The following is a 5487-nucleotide window of genomic DNA, read 5'->3' as shown; positions in this document are numbered from 1 at the left end:
ATATACCTTCTCCTACGCACATTGTGCTAACGAATACATTGGTATGTCTTCTATCCTATCCACGTATGACTTGTAACTTCTACCTCTCAAAAAGGTCGCCTCATTGAGGAGAGCCTTTTAAACAGCACGCTATCACGATTGATAGATAACTCATGGGTTCATGTGCCTCAAGCTCTTTTATTACTATTTGAAGCCCGTCGTTGATAGGAGTCTGTATTTCACCGACCCTCTTACAATGGCATCATTCAGAGATTGACTTCAATTGAAAAGGTTTAATAACCATTCACTGCGACCTTAAGCTTTTACAAGTTAAAACTCAATCATGTGGCTAAAATGAGCGTAATTAGAGTGAAGCAGCATCTATCAAAACGTAATTTACTGGCAAGTTTTTTCAGAATAACGTGTTATAACGACGCCTAATACAAAATTGTTTGCAATCACCGAAACATTCTATTACCATCCCGCCAAATTATCAGAATGTTACTTTAAATTTATTCAGCCTAAACAGACTTTTTAAATGAAATCATTACTTACACAAGCCAATTCAAGACTCACTTTGCATAGCTTAACCGCTGTGAAAAGTGCTGTGTGCTATGTAATGACACCTGTTGTAAGCATTTTAATTTTTAACAAACGATTGCCTTCTTAATTTATAAAGAATTCAAGGAGGCTTAGGCCTCCACAAGAACCCTGGTAGGCCTAACGACCACCAGGGTTTTTTTATTCCCTAAAAAAGTGATCAATATGAAAACCTACGACAAGCTAATAGAAAAAATAGAGTACCGCCAGGGGTTCGTCCGCCTGTGCGACACTCTTGGCTGCGTGGGGTTAATAATGTTTTAGCCTCACACTGAATTCCACAGGCAAAGGGTTGGGAGTTCAATTCCCATTTGCTAGGTATTCGAAAAAAGAGTCTAAAATGAAAATCAAAAAATTACACAATTTAGGAATAATTGCTCACGTTGATGCAGGAAAGACAACGTTCACCGAAAGGTTGTTATTTGTCACAGGTAAACGTCATTTCACCGGAGAGGTCCATAATGGTGAAAGTATGATGGACCATCGACAACAAGAAAAAGACCGTGGTATCACTATTGAAAGTGCCGCTACTTCTATTTTTTGGAATGATGCTCAACTTAATATTATCGACACTCCAGGGCACATTGACTTTAACATCGAAGTTAATCGCTCCTTACGTGTTTTAGATGGTGCTGTTGTTGTATTTGATGCTGTTGCAGGTGTAGAGCCACAAACAGAAGTTAATTGGATTCTAGCCGACAAATATCGGGTACCCCGTATTGGTCTGATTAATAAAATGGATCGTATGGGCGCTAATTTCTCTAAAGTCGTGCAGCAAATGGATAACACCTTTGCACAAAAACCTCTGCCCTTACAGATGCCTATTATTGAAGATAATAGCTTTACTGGCATCATTGATTTAATCAATATGCACTCCATTCAATGGAGTCATTTAAATCAAATTGATGATTATGTAATTGCAGAGATATCAGAACAGTATAAAGCTGAGGCAGAGTTAGCCCGTGAACAATTGATAGAAAGGTTAGCTACTGAAGATGAGGTCATTTTAGAGTCTTGGGCAGAAGGCAAAACACTGACTAATTCTGAGTTGGTGGCAGCCATTAGACGGCAAACTATAGCAGGTAAAATAGTACCTATTTTTGCGGCATCAGCCTATAAAAATATTGGCATACAGCCTGTGTTGGATGCTATTACCCGGTATTTACCAACACCAAAAGAGCGACCTGAAAGTGTTGATAATTTAAATCAAAAACAGGTAACTAACGATCTTGATGGTGCTTTTGCTGCTTTGGTTTTTAAGGTGGTTAATGATCCTCATGGCTCTTTGGCGTATACCCGAGTATATCGAGGACAACTGCAGCGTGCTGATAGAGTACTAAATACTCGAACCAATAAAGCACAAAAGGTTGGCCCTATTTATGAAATGCACGCCAATATCCGTACAGAAAAACCAACTATGGTCTGTGGCGATATAGTCGCTATTGCAGGACTAAAAGACGTACAAACTGGAGATACCCTTTGTGCAGAAGATATGCCCGTTGCTTTTGAGACTATCTCAGTACCTGAACCTGTAATGGAGATTGCAATAGAGCCTGGTGAACATAAAAACCAAACAAAATTTAGCTTGGCATTGCAAACCTTGTGTCGTGAAGATCCTAGCTTGCAAATAAAAACAGAGAGTCGCACAGGACAAACCTGTTTAGCAGGTATGGGAGAATTACATTTGGAAATTGCCATAGATCGCTTAAAAACCGATTTTGGCATCACAACCAAGGTTGGCGCTCCACAGGTGGCATACCGGGAAACATTGATCAAAGCAACAGAGGTTCATGCTCTGCATCGTAAGCAAACCGGTGGTCTTGGGCAGTTTGCTGAAGTAAAACTACAGTTTATTCCTTTTACAAAGGAAGAACTTAGTTCATCAAATGCATATGAGGAAATAACTTTTGAAAATAAAATTGTTGGTGGGGTTATTCCTCAAGAATTTATCCCTGCTGTTGAGGCCGGAATCCGCCAAAGTGCTAATGAAGGCGTTGTCAGTCACTATCCTTGCGGAGGTTTCAAAGTTGAGTTAATTGATGGTAGCTATCATCAAAATGATTCATCACAAATGGCCTTTTCATTAGTTGCAAAACAAGCGGTTAAGAAACTCAAGGAAATTGGTTGTATCCAATTACTTGAGCCGATAATGAAGATAGATATCAATATCCCATCTGAGTATATCGGTTCAGTTATTGGTGATCTTAACCGTCGGCGCGGACAGGTAACTGAACAAAATAATGAGCCTCAACGGGCTGTTCTAAAAGCCCAAGCTCCATTAGCTGAAATGTTCGGCTACATTGGCTGTTTACGAGCTCTCACCGCAGGACGAGGACAATTTACCATGTCCTTTTCCCATTATGAGGCTGTTCCAAAGATGCTAGTCACAAACATTATAGGGGATAAAAAATAATCCAAAAAGGGCTGCCAATTTTGGCAGCCTTTAATCTCACAGACTATTACCTGATAATTTCTAGGTAATATTAGATAGCATGATATTAATCGATTAAAGGTAAAAAAACGAGGCATATAAAATGTACAAGACAAGTGCTATGTTTAGCGCACAGCATTTTTTAGACATAAAAAAACCCACGAGTGTGGGTCTCATAACATAGTTTTCAGATGCATTAAGCTTTAAAAATCAGGACTATCCCCTAATTATAATAAAACTATAAAATTCGTAATCAGCTGTCAATTTGCTAAAGATCAAAAGTCATGACTTAGTGGTATTAAATTATGCTTTTCCTAAAGTTTTCTTTGACCAAGACTTGCTCCAATATATTCATTCAGAAAACAACACAGCGCAAATGCAGACACACTATAATACTTTGTGTATTGGACCAGTACCTTGTTGCCAACTAAATTGTTCACAGACAATGCTCAACATAGCACCACCTTCAATCTCGATTAGCACTACTGGATTCATGTGCTTCTGGTTATATTCGAGCCACCCATCCTCTTTATACAGTTTTGCAATGGATACTTTATCCTCAATGGTTGTCACTTGTGTTTCGCCTACAAATATCGCATCACTATCATCAACTGACTTCCTAAAATTTAATCGTGAATAATTTGAGCAAATGAACGTCACAACTCCATCATATATCGCGGGGTAAAACTCAAGTGTTATAATACCCATCACTCCATCAACTGAGAGGGTTAAATCGGCATTATTTAACAGAATCTTGCAGATTTCTTGTAAATTACTCATCATTATTGAGGTTTACTATCTAGTTAAGTTGTAACACTATACTTCAAGCTGAACTGTAGTGAAGCTCTATACAATGCCCTTAACTGCTTTATAGCTATAACCAATAGCGTTATTTACTTCCTTACATATTGCTGTATTTTGCTTAACCCAGTGTAATACCATTTCTTCAAACTGAGTATTTTCCCATTCATAGTTTTGATTTCTTAATTGACTTAATTTACTTGGTATACGATGAATTATCTCATTTAACAATTTCATCCGATCAACCTTTTCAGCATCGTCAATTTTTTCATTTGACCACACACACCGAATGACAATGGTTAACTCATGGGCAAACCTTTCATAAAAGGTTATCTGCCTATCTATCGGCAATCTTGAGACTGACTCTCCAAACTTTAAAATATTAACCGCTTCCATCTATTTATCTTCTAATTAACTAACACACATCACATACAAAACGAAAGTAATAACTTGAACACAACAAAAATCTATTGATGTTCATATTTAAGTCTTACATGCATGGTTATTATGCTCTATTGCAAACCTGCGTTAATTATTCTTTGTCTTAATGGCTCATATTTTTCCAAGAAAGCTTCGCTGACTGGTACTGAGTCATCGGCATAATACATTAAAGCCCTCCATTTCAGTGCAGCATTATTGTGATCATCAACTTTAACCAATTCAATAATACTCATGCATTGGGAATAAGCGCTACTATAAGTATTTCTATCTCTTTCATTCAAAGCAGATAAAGAAAGAGTTTGGAACAATGAGCATAATAGATTCAAATTTTTTAATAAAGGCTTAGTATTCATCCAAACTCTTTGCGCATGTAGTAATCAATGAAATTCACACCACCGTAAAACCTAACATCATTTCAGTCTTTATGATTCTTGATATTCAACAAGTTGACTAGCTAGATACCAACTCCAATCAAATCAACCCTAAGACTCCAGCCGTACCAATTGCGCCCATCATAAAGGCGAATGCGATGACAACGATCAATAGTCCAAGAACTCCTCTTTGCCACCCACGAAGCCCATTCCACCAGTCTTCCATCTCAGAAAATGGCCGGCTTGTAACCATCTCCAATAAGCCAACAAGTCCCCAGGCCGCAGGTGCAGCAATGACTATCATTGCGAAGCTATTCAAGACGTACCCTTGCTTTCTGAGCCAATAGAGGAAAAGTCCAGCTACAAAGCCCGCCAACATACCTAACACAAATTTTTTTAAACCTTTATTTCTTATAGATACTTCCACATTTTCCTCACATTCATCCAAGCTTTCACACCACAAAGCATAAATTTTTCCACTGCTGTCAGTTTTTTGAATATATAATTTTTTTAGACAAAACTTTACTTCAATGTAGATATTATTAGCTGCATCAAGAGGAATGGACATTTTTAATATAGATAGTCGCTATGCAGGTTAAGAACTACTCTTACTCAATTAGAAGTGAATGATAATGCCTCATTCTGAAACATATATAGTAATTCCCTTTTTGCAGAGTCCCCAAGACTGATAGTCACCATTAAATTCTAATAGTATTTTTATAATCAAACAGTTAAACTAGGGCCTGTTAACACTAATTAACTTGTCTACGATAAGCGCAAAGTGAATAAAAAAACGAAAAACAGCGTCTAGTTTTTCAAATCGTGAAAATATACGTCTAAAGCCTTTTAGCCTACGAAATAAGC

5 protein-coding genes are annotated in these 5487 nt (G+C 37.6%); 1 reads left to right on the top strand and 4 read right to left on the bottom strand.

Annotated features, from left to right (window positions below):
- Positions 1 to 919 precede the first annotated feature (919 nt).
- Positions 920 to 2992 (top strand): elongation factor G, encoded by a 2073-nt coding sequence (gene fusA, locus KHS79_RS25555; protein WP_212722994.1) that lies wholly within the window; start codon positions 920 to 922, stop codon positions 2990 to 2992.
- A 405-nt stretch (positions 2993 to 3397) separates the two neighbouring features.
- Here the strand turns inward: fusA and KHS79_RS25550 are convergent, their stop codons facing one another.
- The 4 genes from KHS79_RS25550 to KHS79_RS25535 form a co-directional block, all read right to left on the bottom strand.
- Positions 3398 to 3793 carry a hypothetical protein gene (locus KHS79_RS25550; RefSeq protein ID WP_212722993.1) on the bottom strand — a complete coding sequence of 132 codons (396 nt, stop codon included), beginning with the start codon at positions 3791 to 3793 and terminating at the stop codon, positions 3398 to 3400.
- Between the two features lie 63 nt (positions 3794 to 3856).
- Complete coding sequence (locus KHS79_RS25545; RefSeq protein WP_212722992.1) at positions 3857 to 4207, bottom strand: hypothetical protein; 351 nt, start codon at positions 4205 to 4207, stop codon at positions 3857 to 3859.
- A 116-nt stretch (positions 4208 to 4323) separates the two neighbouring features.
- Positions 4324 to 4605 (bottom strand): hypothetical protein, encoded by a 282-nt coding sequence (locus tag KHS79_RS25540; RefSeq protein ID WP_212722991.1) that lies wholly within the window; start codon positions 4603 to 4605, stop codon positions 4324 to 4326.
- 118 nt (positions 4606 to 4723) lie between these two features.
- Positions 4724 to 5191 (bottom strand): hypothetical protein, encoded by a 468-nt coding sequence (locus tag KHS79_RS25535; protein WP_212722990.1) that lies wholly within the window; start codon positions 5189 to 5191, stop codon positions 4724 to 4726.
- Positions 5192 to 5487: the final 296 nt, after the last annotated feature.

This window comes from Zooshikella ganghwensis, assembly GCF_018263875.1.
Lineage (GTDB): Bacteria > Pseudomonadota > Gammaproteobacteria > Pseudomonadales > Zooshikellaceae > Zooshikella > Zooshikella ganghwensis.
This window is presented reverse-complemented; position numbering and strand designations above follow the sequence as displayed.

Bases quoted from the DNA above. Each gene is read 5' to 3' on its own strand.
- fusA (WP_212722994.1), top strand. From the start codon at position 920: ATGAAAATCAAAAAATTACACAATTTAGGAATAATTGCTCACGTTGAT.
- KHS79_RS25550 (WP_212722993.1), bottom strand. From the start codon at position 3,793: ATGATGAGTAATTTACAAGAAATCTGCAAGATTCTGTTAAATAATGCC.
- KHS79_RS25545 (WP_212722992.1), bottom strand. From the start codon at position 4,207: ATGGAAGCGGTTAATATTTTAAAGTTTGGAGAGTCAGTCTCAAGATTG.
- KHS79_RS25540 (WP_212722991.1), bottom strand. From the start codon at position 4,605: ATGAATACTAAGCCTTTATTAAAAAATTTGAATCTATTATGCTCATTG.
- KHS79_RS25535 (WP_212722990.1), bottom strand. From the start codon at position 5,191: ATGTCCATTCCTCTTGATGCAGCTAATAATATCTACATTGAAGTAAAG.